The organism is Sedimentitalea arenosa, from assembly GCF_016428585.1.
Lineage (GTDB): Bacteria > Pseudomonadota > Alphaproteobacteria > Rhodobacterales > Rhodobacteraceae > Sedimentitalea > Sedimentitalea arenosa.
Genome location: NZ_JAELVR010000006.1, coordinates 137,109 through 153,330 on the forward strand (window position 1 = coordinate 137,109; position 16,222 = coordinate 153,330).

Consider the following 16,222-nt stretch of genomic DNA (forward strand, 5'->3'; position numbering starts at 1 on the left):
CAAGGCAAGGAAAATTTGCCCCCGGTCACGCGCCCGTGCACTCACCATCCACCACCCGACATCAGCCCGAGCGCTACAAGCTGACGCCAGTCGCGCAACTGCACAGCACCCGGATGCCACAGGTCCGGGTCACCCGCGAGCTGGTCATAATAGGCGTCAAAGCGCGAAGGATCGCTGAAATGCTGCGCCCGTTTCTTCTCCTCGCTGGCCCGCCGCACGACCCCGGGCAGGAACTTGCTGTGCAACAACAGGCCCGAGGGCGCGTCTCCGCCCGGACCGTCATAGAGCGCGTTCAGGGGCGGAGGCAGCAGCGCATGGCTGGAATTGACATAGGCGTAGGAGCGCGCCCAGCGCACCAGCGGCAGTTTGTTCAGGGTCGGTGCACGCTGCGGGCAATCGGCGAAGAACACCCGATCGCGTGTCCCCCCCTGAACCCACAGATTGCCCAGCGGGCGCTGCCGTTGCGCGCGATAGGGGCCGGGGTCGAACCAGTCCAGCACCTCGGCCGGGTCCTGACCCGCGCGATAGCTTTGCGCACCGAGCGGCCCCCTGGGAAACAAGTCGAGCATCAACGCACCGAAGGCCCGGCGTCCGGCCCTGTCCAGCCAGCGGGTCAGATCGCCGAGGCCGCGGCGGTCGTGATCGGCATAGACCAGCAGTTCGTCCGCATCGACCATCAGGCACCAATGGCCGCTTGCGTATCGCATCTGCAGCCAGGTCAGCCAGTCCAGCCCGAACCGCGCCGCACGATAGCTCGCCCCGCAGTGCCACAGCGACACGTCCGGCTGTTCGGCCAGCATCTCGGCGGTCCCGTCATCGCTGCCATTGTCCACGACCAGCAAGTGATCGACCCCGAGCCTGCGGTAATGCGCCAGGAAGAAGGGCAGCCGCTCGATCTCGTTGCGCATGACCGACACTGCAAGGATGTCGCCGGGTCGGATGTCAGCCGTGCGGTTCGCCACCGCCTGCAACTGGTGCCGGCTGCGGAACGAGCGCCACAACAGGCGCCGGCGCTTCCACCGCATCCGGTACGCCTCCCACGCGGTCAGGGACGGCATCGGAGCGACGGCGCGGTCGATCACGGGATCAGCGATCGTAATGTCCGGACTGGTGCCACCGCCAGGCGTCCGCGATCATCTCGGCGAGGGTCGAGCGACGCGGCGTCCAGCCCAGCTCGCGCGCCGCGCGCACCGATCCCGACACCAGCTTTGTGCAATCCCCGCCCCGGCGCGGCCCGATCACGTGCGGCACCTCGCGGTTGGTCACCGCGCGCGAATGGTCCAGCACCTCGCGGACCGAAAAGCCGCTGCCGGTGCCCAGGTTGAACACCCGGCTCCCCTTGCCCTGCTCGAGCCAGTTCAACCCGAGCACATGCGCATCCACCAGGTCGCAGACATGCACGTAGTCGCGGATGCAGGTGCCGTCCGGCGTGTCGTAATCGGTGCCGAACACGGTCAGCGCATCGCGCTTGCCTTCGATCGCGTCCAGCATCAGCGGCACAAGATGGGTCTCGGGTCGATGAAACTCGCCGACCTCGGCCTCCGGGTCAGCTCCGGCGACGTTGAAGTAGCGGAAGATCACGTGCCGCAGCCCGTGCGCCGCCTCGAAATCCCGCAGGATGTCCTCGATCGCCCGCTTGGACGCGCCATAGGAGTTCAGCGGATGCTGCGGGGTGTCCTCGTCCAGCACCACGTTGTCATGGTCGCCATAGGTCGCGCAGGTCGAGGAAAACACGAAATCGAGACACCCGGCCTCCACCGCCGACTCGATCAGCGTCAGCGAGCCGCTGACGTTGTTGCGCCAGTACTTGCCGGGTTCCGCCATCGCCTCGCCGACCTGGCTCAACGCCGCGAAATGCATCACGGCCTGCGGCTGGTACTTCGCGAACACCTCGTCCAGACGCGCCCTGTCCAGCAGGTCGCCCTGCTCGAACGGGCCGAACTTCACCGCGTCCTGCCACCCGGTCACAAGGTTGTCGAAGGTCACGGGCGTATAGCCCGCCGCCTTCAGCGCCTTGCAGGCGTGCGAGCCGATATAGCCCGCACCCCCCGTCACCAATATGTTGCTCATGCCCTGCCCCGCGCGTCGTCGGCTGTTACTCGGCCGCCTTGTCGAGCTGGATCACCTCGCGCAGGTAGCGCGACAGGTCCTCGCGCAGATCGTCCCGTGCCAGCGCGAAGGCCACCGTCGCCTGCAGGAAGCCCGCCTTGGAGCCGCAATCGAAGCGTTGGCCCCGGAACCGATAGCCATAGACCGTGTTCGGCGTTCCGATGTCCTGTGCGATGGCGTCGGTCAGCTGGATCTCCCCACCGGCGCCCTGCCGCATGTTGTTCAGGTTCTTCAGAACCGACGGCGCCAGGATATACCGCCCGATCACCGCGAGATTCGACGGCGCCTTGTCCGCGGCCGGTTTCTCGACCATGCCCTTGACCGACACGATGGATCCCATGTCGTCCTCGACATCCAGAACACCATAGGACGAGGCCTTTTCGGGCGGCACTTCCATCGCCGCGACCATGTTCCCGCCGGTCTCGGCATAGGCTTCGACCATCTGTTTCAGGCAGGGCGTTTCCGCCGCGATCACGTCGTCGGGCAGGATCACCGCAAAGGGCTCGTTGGCGATCAGCCGCCGCGCGCACCAGACCGCGTGGCCCAGACCCAGCGCCTTGTGCTGGCGGATGTAGGCGATCGCGCCGCTGTCCATGTTGGTCTGCTTCAGCAGTTCCAGGAGATCGGTCTTGCCCTTGCGCTTCAGCTCCTGCTCGAGCATCGGCGAATGATCGAAGTAATCCTCCAGCGCGCCCTTGCCCTTGGAGGTCACGAAGATGAACTCCTTGATCCCGGCGGCACGCGCCTCGTCGATGGCGTATTGAACCAGCGGTCGGTCTACCAGGGTCATGATTTCCTTCGGCACCGACTTCGTCGCCGGCAGGAACCGCGTGCCCATTCCCGCAACCGGAAAAATGGCCTTCGTCACTCGTTTTCCCATGGGTCTTTCCTAATAACTAATCAAATCGATCTGCCACCACGCATGCGCGCCCGACTGATACACGGTTTGAGGGTGGAGTCACAACGTTGATTTCGGCCCGATGTACGGCTGCCCCGCCACGTGCCCATGGCCGCCGAATGTCGATCCTGTGGCATGGGTTGACCCTCCTGCACGTCGTCGCCGCGTCGCAGCAACCCTATGAAACACGGCGCCCCGCCGCAACCTGCCCGATCCGCTCAGGCGATTTGCCGCGCAAGCGGGCAACGCCCGGACCGGTGGGGCCGGTCTCAGTCCAGCCCAATCTCGGCCATCATCCGTTCCAGCCGGGGGACATCCTCCGGGTTGTTCAACTCCCAGAACTGCCGGCCCCGCGCCTCGACCTCGACACAGAGCACCTTGCGCCCGTTCTCCAGGAACCGCAGCTGTTCGAGCCCCTCGAGCTGTTCCAGCGGTCCCACCGTCCAGCCGGGATAGGCCGCCAGGGCATCGGGGCGATAGGCATAGACCCCGACATGGTGAAACACCGGCGTCTCTTCCGCATCGTCATAGGGCCGCGACGTGAACGGAATCACCTCCTTGGAGAAATAGAGCGCGCCGTGATCCGCCCCGAACACCGCCGTGGTGCCGCCGACGCGCCCCGCCTTGCGGTCCGCCAGGAACCCGTTCAGCGCCGCGCCGTCGCAGCGCAGCACCGGCGTCGCCAGCCCGGCATCGGGCGCGGCGCGCAACTCCGCGACCAGATCCTCGATGAACCAGTGCGGCGTCAGCGGCGCATCGCCCTGCAGGTTGACCACGATATCGAACCCGCCGCCCAGCGCCGCATGGGCCTCGGCACACCGTTCGGTGCCGTTCACGCAGTCCGAGGACGTCATGACCACCTCGGCGCCAAAGCCCTCGCCGGCCGCCCGGATGCGGTCGTCATCGGTGGCCACCACCACCCGGTCGACACCCGAGACGGCGCGCGCGGCCAGCCATGACCGTTCGATCAGGCTGCGCGCGACGCCCCCGGACCCGCGCAGCGGCACCAGCGGCTTGCCCGGATAGCGGCTCGAGGCATAGCGCGCCGGGATGACCACAAGAACCGACATCAGGCCGACTTCAAATCGACGCCCGGCGCATGGGCGATGAAAAACGGGTTGGCGAAGCCGTCCTTGCCGTAGGTCAGCGGCGCATGGTCGTCGAACCGCACCACCTGCCCGCCGGCCCCGGCCAGCACCGCGTGGCCCGCCGCCGTGTCCCACTCCATCGTGCGCCCGACCCGCGGATAGAGATCGGCCTCGCCGGTCGCCACCAGGCAGAACTTCAGCGACGACCCGGCGCTGGTCATGTCGCGCACCTTGTACTTGTTGATGTAATCGTCCGTCGCCTGGTCGCGATGCGACTTCGAGGCCACCACCATCAGCGCGCCGTTGTCCGGCGTCGACACCCGGATCGGGGTCAGCGCACCGGGCGCCTCCTTGTCCAGCGCGCCGGTCTCCTCGACCGATTGCCCGTCGGCGAGGGTATAGAACATGCGCCCCTTGGCCGGGGCATAGACCACGCCGCGCGTCGGCACGCCATTCTCGACCAGCGCGATGTTGACGGTGAAATCGCCGCGGCGATGGATGAACTCCTTGGTGCCGTCCAGCGGATCGACGATCAGGAAGGTGTCGCCCCGCGCCGCGTGGCTTTCCGCCTGCTCCTCGGTGACCAGCATCATGTCCGGAAAGGCCGCGCGCAGCCCGGCCGAGATGATCGCGTCCGCGGCTTCGTCCGCCTCCGTCACCGGGCTGTCGTCGGACTTGACCTTCACGTCGAAATCCTCGGCATCGTAGATCTCCATGATCTTGTCGCCGGCCTGCAGCGCCAGCTTGCGGATCACCGGGATCAGGGTTTCATAGGTCAATCGGGCACTCCAGTTCGGCTTCGGATCGTTGATAAGTCAAGGCTGCCCCCTTATGCTGTCTCGGCAACGGAACGGCAAGATTTGCCTGCCATGCTGGGCCGCGCCAGGGGATCGCACACGGATGTTCCAGACCACCAGACGCCAGACCCGCGCCGCAGGCGCCATCCACATGTTCGAGCTGATCTTTCACTCGATCGTGCGCAGCGTCCGCAAATCGCACCACAACGCCTTCATCGCCATCGGCAAGAACATGCTGCAGGTGGTGATGTTCGTGCTGGTCTTCTACTTCATGTTCATCGTTCTGGGACTGCGCGGCTCGGCCGTCCGGGGCGATTTCCTGCTCTACGTGATGTCGGGCATCTTCCTCTTCATGTGCCACACCAAGGCGGTCAGCGCGGTGGCCGGCGCCGAAGGCCCGAACTCGGCGATGATGCAGCATGCGCCGATGAACACGATCATCGCCATCGCCGCGGCGGCGCTGGGCTCGCTCTATGTCCAGACGCTCTCGGTGCTGACCATCCTCTTCGTCTACCACGTCGCCTTCACCCCGGTGGAAATCGACCAGCCGGCGGCGGCCTACGGCATGCTTCTGGTCGCCTGGTTCACCGGCTGCGGCGTCGGGCTGATCTTCCTGGTGCTGAAACCCTGGTTTCCCACCGCCGTCGGGATCATGACGACGGTCTACCAGCGCGCCAACATGATCGCCTCGGGCAAGATGTTCCTCGCCAACACGCTGCCGGGATTCATGCTGGCGATGTTCGACTGGAACCCGCTGTTTCACGCCATCGACCAGGCGCGCGGCTTCGTCTTCATCAACTACAACCCGCACTACAGCAACTGGCAGTACGCGGTGTGGGTCGGCGTCGTGCTGATCATGATCGGGCTGATGGGCGAATTCTACACCCGCCGGCACGTCTCGCTCAGCTGGGGCGCCCGGCGCTAGGCCCCGATCCATATCCTCTCCGCCCGGTCACGGGCGCACGCTCGACAGACCCGCGTGGCCCGAACGCGAATCGATCGCATGCGCCGCATGGCGCGCCGCTCGACTCACGCCACGACCCGCAGCGTCAGGTTGATCCGCCCGCCCTGCGCCAGCAGCCGGGACGAGCCGAAGCGGATCCGGTCGACCCCGTGATGCACCAGCCGCGCCGCGCCGCCCAGGATCACCACGTCGCCAGAACTCAGCCACACCGATTCCGTCGGACCGCCCCGCGCCACGTTCCCGACCCGGAACAGCCCGTCATCACCCAGCGACACCGACACCACCGGCCACGAGAAATCGCCCTCGTCGCGGTCCTGGTGCAAGCCCATCCGCGCGCCCTCGCCGTAGTAGTTCACCAGGCAGCAATCCGGCTGCCGCGACAGCCCCGTGACCGCGCTCCAGATCGCGCGCACCGAGTCCGGGATCTCCGGCCACGCCCCTCCGTCCGGGTGGTGTTCCTGGTAGCGATAGCCCGCCCGGTCCGACACCCAGCCGACTCGCCCGGCGGCACTCATCCGCACCGACATCGGCCGTCCCCGCGGCGTCTCCGGCGCCACCAGCGGCGCCACCCGCACGACCTCCCTGATATCGGCCAGCAGCGCCCGCTGCGCCGCCCCGTCAAGGAAGCCCTTGCGGATCTCGACCCCGCGCAGTTCCATCCCCCGGTCTCCCGTTTCCAACTCCTTAACAAAGCCTGCGGATAATCCGCGCGGATTCGACATATCCGTCGCGCAAGCATGGTTGCAGGCTCCTGACACGCTCCCTATATACGCCGGGACGCGCGGTACAGCACACCTCGACCGCGCACATCAATCGGGGCCGGGATGCCGTAACGGGTTCGGGCCTCGGGACATCGCCTTGAAGAAAGTAAGGGATCAAACATGAGCAAAGTTATCGGAATCGACCTCGGCACCACCAACAGCTGCGTCGCGATCATGGACGGCAGCCAGCCCCGCGTGATCGAAAACGCCGAAGGCACCCGCACCACCCCCTCCATCGTCGCCTTCACGGATGACGAGCGCCTCGTCGGCCAGCCGGCCAAGCGCCAGGCCGTCACCAACCCCGACAACACCATCTTCGGCGTCAAGCGCCTGATCGGCCGTCGGTTCGACGACAAGGACCTCGCCAAGGACAAGAAGAACCTGCCCTTCGAAGTGATCGACGGCGGCAACGGCGACGCATGGGTGCGCGCCAAGGGCGAGAAATACAGCCCCTCCCAGATTTCCGCCTTCATCCTCGGCAAGATGAAGGAAACCGCCGAAAGCTATCTCGGCGAAGAGGTGACCCAGGCGGTCATCACCGTGCCGGCCTATTTCAACGACGCCCAGCGCCAGGCCACCAAGGACGCCGGCAAGATCGCCGGTCTCGAAGTGCTGCGGATCATCAACGAACCGACAGCCGCCGCGCTGGCCTATGGGCTCGACAAGGAAAACACCCACACGATCGCGGTCTATGATCTCGGCGGCGGTACGTTCGACGTGACCATCCTCGAGATCGACGACGGCCTCTTCGAAGTGAAATCCACCAACGGCGACACGTTCCTCGGCGGTGAAGACTTCGACATGCGCATCGTCAACTACCTCGCCGACGAGTTCAAGAAAGAGAACGGCGTCGACCTGACCAAGGACAAGATGGCGCTGCAGCGTCTCAAGGAAGCTGCCGAGAAGGCCAAGATCGAACTGTCCAGCAGCTCGCAGACCGAGATCAACCAGCCGTTCATCTCGATGGACCCGAAAGGCGGCCAGCCGCTGCACATGGTCATGAAGCTGACCCGCGCCAAGCTCGAAAGCCTGGTCGGCGACCTGATCAAGGCCTCGCTCAAGCCCTGCCAGGCCGCGCTCAAGGATGCGGGCCTGTCCGCTTCGGACGTGGACGAGATCGTGCTCGTCGGCGGCATGACCCGGATGCCCAAGGTGGTCGAGGAAGTGACCAAGTTCTTCGGCAAGGAGCCGCACAAGGGCGTGAACCCGGACGAGGTCGTGGCCATGGGTGCGGCGATCCAGGCCGGCGTGCTGCAAGGTGACGTCAAGGACGTGGTCCTGCTCGACGTGACTCCGCTCAGCCTCGGCATCGAGACCCTGGGCGGCGTCTTCACCCGCCTGATCGACCGCAACACGACGATCCCGACCAAGAAGTCGCAGATCTTCTCGACCGCCGAAGACAACCAGAACGCCGTGACCATCCGGGTCTTCCAGGGCGAACGCGAAATGGCCGCCGACAACAAGATCCTCGGCCAGTTCAACCTGGAAAACATTCCCCCGGCCCCGCGCGGCATGCCGCAGATCGAAGTGACCTTCGACATCGACGCCAACGGCATCGTGTCGGTCGGCGCGCTCGACAAGGGCACCGGCAAGGAACAGAAGATCACGATCCAGGCCTCCGGCGGTCTGTCGGACGATGACATCGAGAAGATGGTCAAGGACGCCGAGGAGAACGCCGAGGCCGACAAGGCCCGTCGCGAACTCGTCGATGCCAAGAACCAGGCCGAAAGCCTCATCCACTCGACCGAGAAGTCGATGGAAGAGCATTCCGACAAGGTGGACCCGACCACGATCGAGGCCATCGAGCTGGCGATCGCCGCGCTCAAGGACGACCTGGAAACCGACAAGGCCGACAAGATCAAGGCCGGCATCCAGAACGTGACCGAAGCGGCGATGAAACTGGGCGAAGCCATCTACAAGGCCAGCCAGGACGCCGAGGAAGAACCGGCCGCCGCCGACACGGCGCCCGGCGGTGACGACGACATCGTCGATGCCGAATTCGAAGACCTGGACGATGACAAGCGTGCGTAACGCACGGGTCTGAACAAGGATGGGCCGGCCCTGGACAACGGGTCGGCCCATGCCGTTCGGACAGGAGGACGAGTGAATGTCAAAACGTGACTTCTACGACGTGCTTGGCGTGTCCAAAAGCGCCTCGGCCGACGAGATCAAGAAAGCCTATCGCAGCAAGGCGAAAGAGCTTCACCCCGACCGCAATTCCGACAATCCCAACGCCGAATCCCAGTTCAAGGAGGCCAACGAGGCCTACGAGATCCTGAAGGACGCCGACAAGAAGGCGGCCTATGACCGCTACGGCCACGCCGCCTTCGAGGGCGGCATGGGCGGTGGCGGCGGGGCTCGCCACGGGCAAGGCTTCGGCGGCGGCGATTTCTCGTCCGCCTTCTCCGACGTGTTCGACGACCTGTTCGGCGATTTCATGGGCGGGCAACGCGGCGGCGGACGACGCGCCGCGCGCGGCTCCGACCTGCGCTACAACCTGCGCGTCACCATGGAAGACGCCTATTCAGGCCTGCAAAAGACGATCCACGTGCCCACCGCCGTGGCCTGTTCGGCCTGCGACGGCAACGGGGCCGAGGGTGGCGCCGAACCGACGACCTGCCCGACCTGCTCGGGCATGGGCAAGGTGCGCGCCCAGCAGGGTTTCTTCACCGTCGAACGCACCTGCCCGACCTGCTCGGGTCTCGGGCAGATCATCAAGAACCCCTGCAAGACCTGCAGCGGCCAGGGCCGGGTCGAAAAGGACCGCGCGCTCAACGTCAACATCCCCGCCGGCGTCGAGACCGGCACCCGCATCCGCCTCGCCGGAGAGGGCGAAGCCGGGATGCGCGGCGGACCGCCGGGCGATCTCTACATCTTCGTCGAAGTGCAGCCGCACGAGCTGTTCGAGCGCGACGGCAGCAATCTCTATTGCCGCGTGCCGGTCAGCATGGCCAAGGCCGCGCTCGGCGGCGCGATCGAGGTGCCCACGATCGACGGCGGCCGTGGCCGCGTCCAGATCCCCGCGGGCAGTCAGTCGGGCCGCCAGATGCGCCTGCGCGGCAAGGGCATGCCTGCCCTGCGCGGCGGTGGCATCGGCGACATGTTCATCGAGCTCGCCGTCGAGACTCCGGTGAACCTGACCAGCCGCCAGAAGGAATTGCTGCGCGAGTTCGAGGATCTGAGCGAGGACAACAACCCCGAATCCAAGACCTTCTTCTCCTCGGTCAAGTCGTTCTGGGATGGCATGAAAGGCTGAGCCCGGAACCGGTTGTTCGGCATCCAACGCCGGCCTTGACGGGCCGGCGTTTTTTCGTGCCCGCGCCGCTGTCGGCACTCTGCGTATGCACGCGGTATGCACGGCGTATGCACGCATGTCATACGCCCGTTTCGCGCTCATCACGGGGTCGCCGTTAACGGGATATTCACCTTGCGGACGGATCGTCACGGCATGACGAACGGTCACTCCTTTCACGAAGCGCCGATGCTGTTTGACAGCGACGAGGCCCCCGTCTCCCCGGTTCCCGGCGGGCGGTTGCCCTCCTACATCGCCGATCACCGGCAACGCCTGCGCGACCGGTTCATGCAGGGTGGCGCCGCCGCCATGCCGGATTACGAACTGCTCGAACTGGTGCTGTTCCGCTCGATCCCGCGCCGCGACGTCAAACCCCTCGCCCGCGCCTTGCTCGAGGCCTTCGGCGATTTCAACAGGGTGCTCTCCGCCCCGCCCGACCGGCTCGCCCGGATCAAGGGCGTCGGGGACGCGGTGGTGACCGACCTCAAGATCCTCGAGGCCGCCGCGCATCGGATGGCCCGTTCCAAAGTCCTGAAAACGCATGTCATTTCCAGCTGGGACGCGATCCTCGACTACTGTCACACCACCATGGCCCACCGCGAGACCGAGCAGTTCCGCGTGCTCTATCTCGACCGCAAGAACACGCTGATCGCGGACGAGGAACAGGCCCGCGGCACCGTCGATCATGTGCCGGTCTATCCGCGCGAAGTCGCCAAGCGCGCGCTCGAACTCAACGCCTCGGCGCTCATTCTGGTGCACAATCACCCGTCAGGCGACCCCACGCCCTCGCAGGCCGATATCGACATGACGATGCAGATCCAGACCGCCTGCATGGCGCTCGGGCTGACCCTGCACGATCACCTGATCATCGGGAAATCCCGCGAACTCAGCTTCCGCGCCCAGGGCTACCTCTGACGCGCTAGCGCAGCCAGACCTCGACCCGCCGATTGACCTGCCGCCCCCAGGCGCTGTCGTCACACGCCATTGGCAGAGCCTCCCCGAACCCCGCGACATCAATCTGAATCCGTTCGATATCAGCAGCTTGCGCGGCATCCAGCACCGCGTTGCGCACCGCCGTCGCGCGCGTTTCCGATATGGCGCGATTGACCTCGGCCGACCCGTCGCCATCGCTGAACCCGACGAACACCAACCCGCGCCCGTCATAGGCTCCGGTCTCCAGCGCATGGGCCAGCATCAGGATGTTGGCGCGCGATTGCGCATCCGGCCGCGTCAATCCGGCCTCGAAACGGACCGAGGTCGACAGACGCACCAGCGGGTCCAGAAGCGCGACCATCCGCTGCAATTCTCCCAACGGCGTCTCCGACCCGGCCGACAGGATCGCGTTGGCCAGCCGGTTGCCCTGCACGTTGATCGGAATCTGCTCGGGCATCTGGTCCACCAGCCCCGACCGCCGGATCACGATCTGCGCAGCCGGACCGCGCGTGAAAGCGAGGAACTCGCGCGCGATCCGCGGCAACCGCCGCGCCGGCAGGTAGAGGAACATCGGCGATGTCAGCGGGTAATCCTCGGTCTTGATCGTGCGCCGGCTCGCTTCCAGCGTATGCCCGCACCCCCCGGTCAGCGCCAGCGCCCGCGTCACCCCCGGCGTGGAAAAGCTCGTGAATCCAAGCCCGAACGGGTCATCGGCGAGCGCCGCGACAAGCTCGCCACTGCTTCTGTGGCGCAGCGCATCGGCCACAAGCGCCAGTCCCGCCGGCGCCATCACCTTGTCTTCCAACGCCTGCACCAGGCCCGATCCCTCGATCGGCAGATGCACAGCGATCGGCGCGTCCGGTCCGCCCAGTTCGGACCAGTTGGCGATCTGCCCTGACAACACCTGCGCCAATTGGGGCACCGAGATGCGTCGCACCGGGTTGGCCGCCGCGACGACCGGCACCAAGGCATCCAGCGCCAGCACGCGACTGCGCGCGGCGCCCGTCATGTCCCCCAACCCCGCCGCCTGCGCCCGTGCGCGTTCCTGCGGGCGGATCTCGCGCAGGGCCATCACAGCATCGGCTTCGTTGGCGAGCAGGTCGGCAAAGCCCTCGTCCGTGGTCGTTGCACGAAACGAGAACCGCGCAACCGTCTCACCGCTGTTCTCGTCGCGCAACAGGTACCGAAAATGCGTGCTGTCCCGCGTTTCGCGCAGAGCGGACAAACCGTTGCGCAGCGCAAAGGTTTCCACCAGCGCCGGCATCACCGCGTCGGCCATGGTGGACTCGCCAGAGAACGTGACCTCGGCCACGAACCCGGCAAGGTTCGGGCAACCCGGTCCTTCGCATCGGACACCCGAGCCGTCGATTGTCAGTTCGCCGAACCGCGTATCGACACGGTAGAATTCACCGTCGAACCCGAGCAGCGTTCCGCCGATCTCGACGGTGCCGTCCGGCGACGTCAGGGTGACATCCTGGGCCCGGCCATCCGTGGTCGTCACCAAAAAGAACAACGCGGCGCAGAGCGCCACGCATCGCCAAGCCGTCAAATGCCCTGATCCGCGTCGGTTTACCTGCTGGCGATCATCAGGTCATCGGCCGGATTGTTCAACACAAGAAACTGCCCGACCGCCGCGCAACCCGGCATCGCAAACACCAGATCACGACTCCTCACCCCCGTATCCGGACGCCATTCGATGGTTTGCGCGGCGACCTCGCGTCCGCAGTTTGCCGGGGTGACTTCCGCCTCGACGTCCAGGCGATGTCTTTGTCCGTGCGCCGGAAAGCTGTGGATCTCGGCCAGGCGCGGCTCATCGGCGCGCCGATCTCCCAGACGGACCAAGGTGCCTGGCGAATCCGCCCCTGCCTTGGCGCCGTCGACCCGTTCCAACTCGGACCGCACCGGAGACACCCCGCGATCCGGATCAACAGGACCGCGCGCGTGAACCTGGAAGGCACCGGTACCGGCCCATTGCAGGACAAAGCGGTCAATGCGGTGAAGGCCCGGCACGTTGGCAAGCGCGACAGTGCCGGCGCCATCGGGAAAGTCTATCATGAACAACGCGTTGTCCGACAAGGCCGGGATATCCTGCTCCAACACGCCGAACCGGTCGGTCAGTTCGGTGACGATCATGCCACCATGATGGATCGTCACGCTCTGCCAGGGGTGGCAGGGCGCATCGACGGTCAGGCGCACCAGCGCGGCCGGCAGAACGGTCGCAGAGGCGGAGACGGCACAACGCGACCGCACGCGCATCGCAGACTCGGGCGGTTGGGGCACAGGCAAGGGCGCGGCCACTCGATCCGGCGTCGGACGCGCGTGTGCCGATGACCCTGCGACGCCGCTCATTTTTTCGGCTGGAAGCGGCGCAGGCTGACTCGGCGCGACCGCGGCCACCAATACAATAGCAGTGGTAGCATCCGCCGGAGCGGCATCACTTCGCTGCTGGATGTAGCCGAGGCCGAGCGCGCAAACCAGGGCGCCGCTCGCCATCACCAGTCTTCGGGAAAGAGCCATGACCTCGCCTTCCGTTGTTCGGAAATCGGGATCGGTATGGCAGGGGAAAATGGCCCTCGTGTGGCCTCAATGCGGCGACACGAGGAGCCGTTTCAAACCAGACAGCGCGTCAGAGCACGCTGCCGTGGCAATGCTTGAACTTCTTGCCACTGCCACAGGGGCATTTCTCGTTGCGGCCCGGATTGCCCCAGGTGCTCGGATCATCCTCCACAAAGCCCTCTTTCGCGGCTTCTGGCGGCGGCGTGTCCTCCGTCACCTCGGCGCGAGCCTGCGCGACGGCCTCGTTCGCTTGCGCCTGCTGTGCGGCGATCTGCGCCATCATCTTCTGCTGTTCTTCCTGCGTCAGCGGTCGGATCTGGGCGAGGTTCTGGGTCACGGTTTCGCGCAACCCGTCCAACAATCCCTCGAACAGCTGGAAGGCTTCGGTCTTGTACTCGTTCAGCGGATCGCGCTGCGCATACCCGCGGAAGCCGACGACCGAGCGCAGGTGTTCCAGCGTCAGCAGGTGCTCGCGCCACTTTGTGTCGATCGTCTGGAGCAGGATCTGCTTTTCGATGTCCCGCATCGTCTCCGGGCCGAAATCGATCGCCTTCCTGGCCATCATCTCGTCGGTCGCCTTGACGAGCCGTTCACGGATCGCCTCGTCGTCGACACCCTCTTCGTCGCACCATTCCATGACCGGAACATCGACGCCCAGCTTCTCAATCACCTGGGCATAGAGCCCTTCGGTGTCCCACTGGTCGGCGTAGGTCTTCGGCGGCATGTAGGTGTCGATCAGATCGTCGATCACCTGCGCCCGCATGTCGGCAGTGATGTCGGACAGGTCCTTCGCCGCCATGATCTCGCGACGCTGCTGGAAGATCACCTTGCGCTGGTCGTTCATCACGTCGTCGAACTTCAGAACGTTCTTGCGCATGTCGAAGTTGCGCGCTTCGACCTTGGCCTGCGCCCGTTCCAGTGACTTGTTCACCCAGGGGTGAACGATGGCTTCGCCTTCTTTCAGGCCCAGCGTCTTGAGAACCTTGTCCAGTCGATCGGAGCCGAAGATCCGCATCAGGTCGTCTTCGAGACTCAGATAGAAGACCGTGCGCCCCGGGTCGCCCTGACGACCGGACCGGCCGCGCAACTGGTTGTCGATGCGGCGGCTCTCGTGCCGTTCGGACGCCATGACATAAAGCCCGCCCGCGTCGATCACCTTCTGCTTTTCCTCGGCATGCCGCGCTTCCTCGGCGGCGCGCAGCTCGGCCGGGTCGGCCTCGGGGCTCTCTTCGAGCGCGGCCAGCACCTTCAACTCGACATTGCCGCCAAGCTGGATATCAGTGCCGCGACCGGCCATGTTGGTGGCGATCGTCACAGCGCCGAGACGGCCCGCGTCGGCGACGATCTGGGCTTCCTTCTCGTGCTGGCGCGCGTTCAGCACGTTGTGCTCGATTTTCGCCTCGGTCAGTAACTGGCTCAGCATCTCGGACTTCTCGATCGAGGTCGTGCCCACCAAAACCGGCTGACCCTTCTCGTTGGCCTTCTGGATCTCTTCGATCATCGCCGTGTATTTCTCGCGCGCGGTGCGATAGACCTGATCGTCCTCGTCGATCCGGGCGATGGGACGGTTCGTCGGCACCTCGACTACGCCCAGACCGTAGATTTCCTGGAACTCCTCGGCCTCGGTCACGGCGGTGCCGGTCATGCCCGACAGCCCTTCGTAGAGACGGAAGTAGTTCTGGAAGGTAACCGAGGCCAGCGTGACGTTCTCGGGCTGGATCTTGACGCCCTCCTTGGCCTCGATCGCCTGGTGCAGGCCTTCGGACAGCCGGCGACCGGCCATCATGCGCCCCGTGAACTCGTCGATCAGCACCACGTTGCCGTCGCGCACGATGTATTCCTTGTCCTTCTGGAACATCTTGTGCGCGCGCAGACCCTGGTTGACATGGTGCACGATGGTCGTGCTTTCCGGATCATAGAGCGACTGCCCTTCCTCCAGCAGCCCGCGGGCGCGCAGTTGCTCCTCGAGATACTCGTTGCCGTCGTCGGTGAAGGTCACGTTGCGGGTCTTCTCGTCGATCGTGTAGTGATCCTCGGTCAGGGACGGAATCACAGCATCGACTTTCTGATACAGTTCCGAGCGGTCTTCGGCCGGGCCCGAGATGATCAGCGGCGTGCGCGCCTCGTCGATCAGGATGCTGTCGACCTCGTCCACGATGGCGAAGTTGTGCTGCTTCTGGAGCACTTCGGACAGGTCGGATTTCAGGTTGTCGCGCAGGTAGTCGAAGCCGAATTCGTTGTTCGTGCCATAGGTGATGTCGCTGTTGTAGGCGCCCATCTTATCGGCCGGGTTCATGTTCGGATAGATTACGCCGGTGGTCATGCCCAGCATGGCAAAGACCTTGCCCATCCATTCGCTGTCACGACGCGCCAGGTAGTCGTTGACCGTGACCACGTGCACGCCCTTGCCGGTCAGCGCGTTCAGATAGGCGGGGAAGGTCGCGACCAGCGTCTTGCCCTCACCGGTCTTCATCTCGGCGATGTTGCGCTGGTGCAGGAAAACGCCACCCATCAGCTGGACGTCGAAGGCGCGCAGCCCCAGCGCGCGCCGCGCGGCCTCGCGGCAGTTGGCGAAGGCTTCGGGCAGCAACTCGTCGAGGCTGGTGCCGTCCAACGCCCGCTTGCGCAGTTCGGCGGTCTTTTCCTTCAGCCCGTCATCGCTCAGCTTCTCGAAATCGGCCTCCAGCGCGTTGATCTGGTCGATCAAGGGACGCGTCGCCTTGATTTTCCGGTCGTTCGGTGTGCCGAACACCTTTTTGGCGATTGTTCCGAATCCCAGCATGCTTACTCCAGCCGATCTGACTTTTCCTGTTTGGTGCAGGCT

General features: G+C 65.3%; 13 protein-coding genes. 4 read left to right on the forward strand and 9 right to left on the reverse strand.

Annotated features, from left to right (window positions below):
• Positions 1–41: 41 nt before the first annotated feature.
• The 5 genes from JF290_RS10310 to cysQ form a co-directional block, all read right to left on the reverse strand.
• Positions 42–1,058 (reverse strand): glycosyltransferase family 2 protein, encoded by a 1,017-nt coding sequence (locus tag JF290_RS10310; protein WP_199024792.1) that lies wholly within the window; start codon positions 1,056–1,058, stop codon positions 42–44.
• Positions 1,059–1,086: 28 nt separating this feature from the next.
• Positions 1,087–2,070 (reverse strand): UDP-glucose 4-epimerase GalE, encoded by a 984-nt coding sequence (galE, locus tag JF290_RS10315; protein WP_199024793.1) that lies wholly within the window; start codon positions 2,068–2,070, stop codon positions 1,087–1,089.
• A 25-nt stretch (positions 2,071–2,095) separates the two neighbouring features.
• The gene (gene galU, locus JF290_RS10320; RefSeq protein WP_199024794.1) at positions 2,096–2,989 is read right to left on the reverse strand and encodes a UTP--glucose-1-phosphate uridylyltransferase GalU; all 894 of its coding nucleotides are present in this window, start codon (positions 2,987–2,989) and stop codon (positions 2,096–2,098) included.
• Positions 2,990–3,276: 287 nt separating this feature from the next.
• Positions 3,277–4,077, reverse strand: a complete 801-nt coding sequence (locus JF290_RS10325; protein ID WP_199024795.1) for a 3-deoxy-manno-octulosonate cytidylyltransferase — start codon at positions 4,075–4,077, stop codon at positions 3,277–3,279.
• On the reverse strand, positions 4,077–4,874 hold the full coding sequence (gene cysQ, locus JF290_RS10330) for a 3'(2'),5'-bisphosphate nucleotidase CysQ (protein WP_199024796.1): 798 nt from the start codon (positions 4,872–4,874) through the stop codon (positions 4,077–4,079). Before cysQ ends, JF290_RS10325 begins: the two co-directional genes overlap by 1 nt.
• Positions 4,875–4,995: 121 nt before the next feature.
• Here cysQ and JF290_RS10335 point away from each other — a divergent pair, with 121 nt between their 5' ends.
• Positions 4,996–5,817 (forward strand): ABC transporter permease, encoded by an 822-nt coding sequence (locus JF290_RS10335; RefSeq protein ID WP_199024797.1) that lies wholly within the window; start codon positions 4,996–4,998, stop codon positions 5,815–5,817.
• 104 nt (positions 5,818–5,921) lie between these two features.
• Here the strand turns inward: JF290_RS10335 and JF290_RS10340 are convergent, their stop codons facing one another.
• Positions 5,922–6,515: an alpha-ketoglutarate-dependent dioxygenase AlkB family protein gene (locus tag JF290_RS10340; protein ID WP_199024798.1), complete on the reverse strand. Its 594-nt coding sequence runs from the start codon at positions 6,513–6,515 to the stop codon at positions 5,922–5,924.
• A 222-nt stretch (positions 6,516–6,737) separates the two neighbouring features.
• Here JF290_RS10340 and dnaK point away from each other — a divergent pair, with 222 nt between their 5' ends.
• The 3 genes from dnaK (at position 6,738) to radC (ending at position 10,824) form a co-directional block, all read left to right on the forward strand.
• Positions 6,738–8,648 (forward strand): molecular chaperone DnaK, encoded by a 1,911-nt coding sequence (dnaK, locus tag JF290_RS10345; protein ID WP_199024799.1) that lies wholly within the window; start codon positions 6,738–6,740, stop codon positions 8,646–8,648.
• A gap of 76 nt (positions 8,649–8,724) precedes the next feature.
• The gene (gene dnaJ, locus JF290_RS10350; protein ID WP_199024800.1) at positions 8,725–9,873 is read left to right on the forward strand and encodes a molecular chaperone DnaJ; all 1,149 of its coding nucleotides are present in this window, start codon (positions 8,725–8,727) and stop codon (positions 9,871–9,873) included.
• A 192-nt stretch (positions 9,874–10,065) separates the two neighbouring features.
• A complete protein-coding gene (gene radC, locus JF290_RS10355) occupies positions 10,066–10,824 on the forward strand; it encodes a RadC family protein (RefSeq protein WP_199024801.1) in 759 nt (252 codons plus the stop codon).
• Positions 10,825–10,828: 4 nt separating this feature from the next.
• Here the strand turns inward: radC and JF290_RS10360 are convergent, their stop codons facing one another.
• The 3 genes from JF290_RS10360 to secA form a co-directional block, all read right to left on the reverse strand.
• Positions 10,829–12,391, reverse strand: a complete 1,563-nt coding sequence (locus JF290_RS10360; protein ID WP_199024802.1) for a phosphate ABC transporter substrate-binding/OmpA family protein — start codon at positions 12,389–12,391, stop codon at positions 10,829–10,831.
• A gap of 20 nt (positions 12,392–12,411) precedes the next feature.
• On the reverse strand, positions 12,412–13,335 hold the full coding sequence (locus JF290_RS10365) for a hypothetical protein (RefSeq protein WP_199024803.1): 924 nt from the start codon (positions 13,333–13,335) through the stop codon (positions 12,412–12,414).
• A gap of 133 nt (positions 13,336–13,468) precedes the next feature.
• Entirely contained in the window at positions 13,469–16,180 is a 2,712-nt protein-coding gene (gene secA, locus JF290_RS10370) for a preprotein translocase subunit SecA (RefSeq protein ID WP_199024804.1), read from the reverse strand.
• Positions 16,181–16,222: the final 42 nt, after the last annotated feature.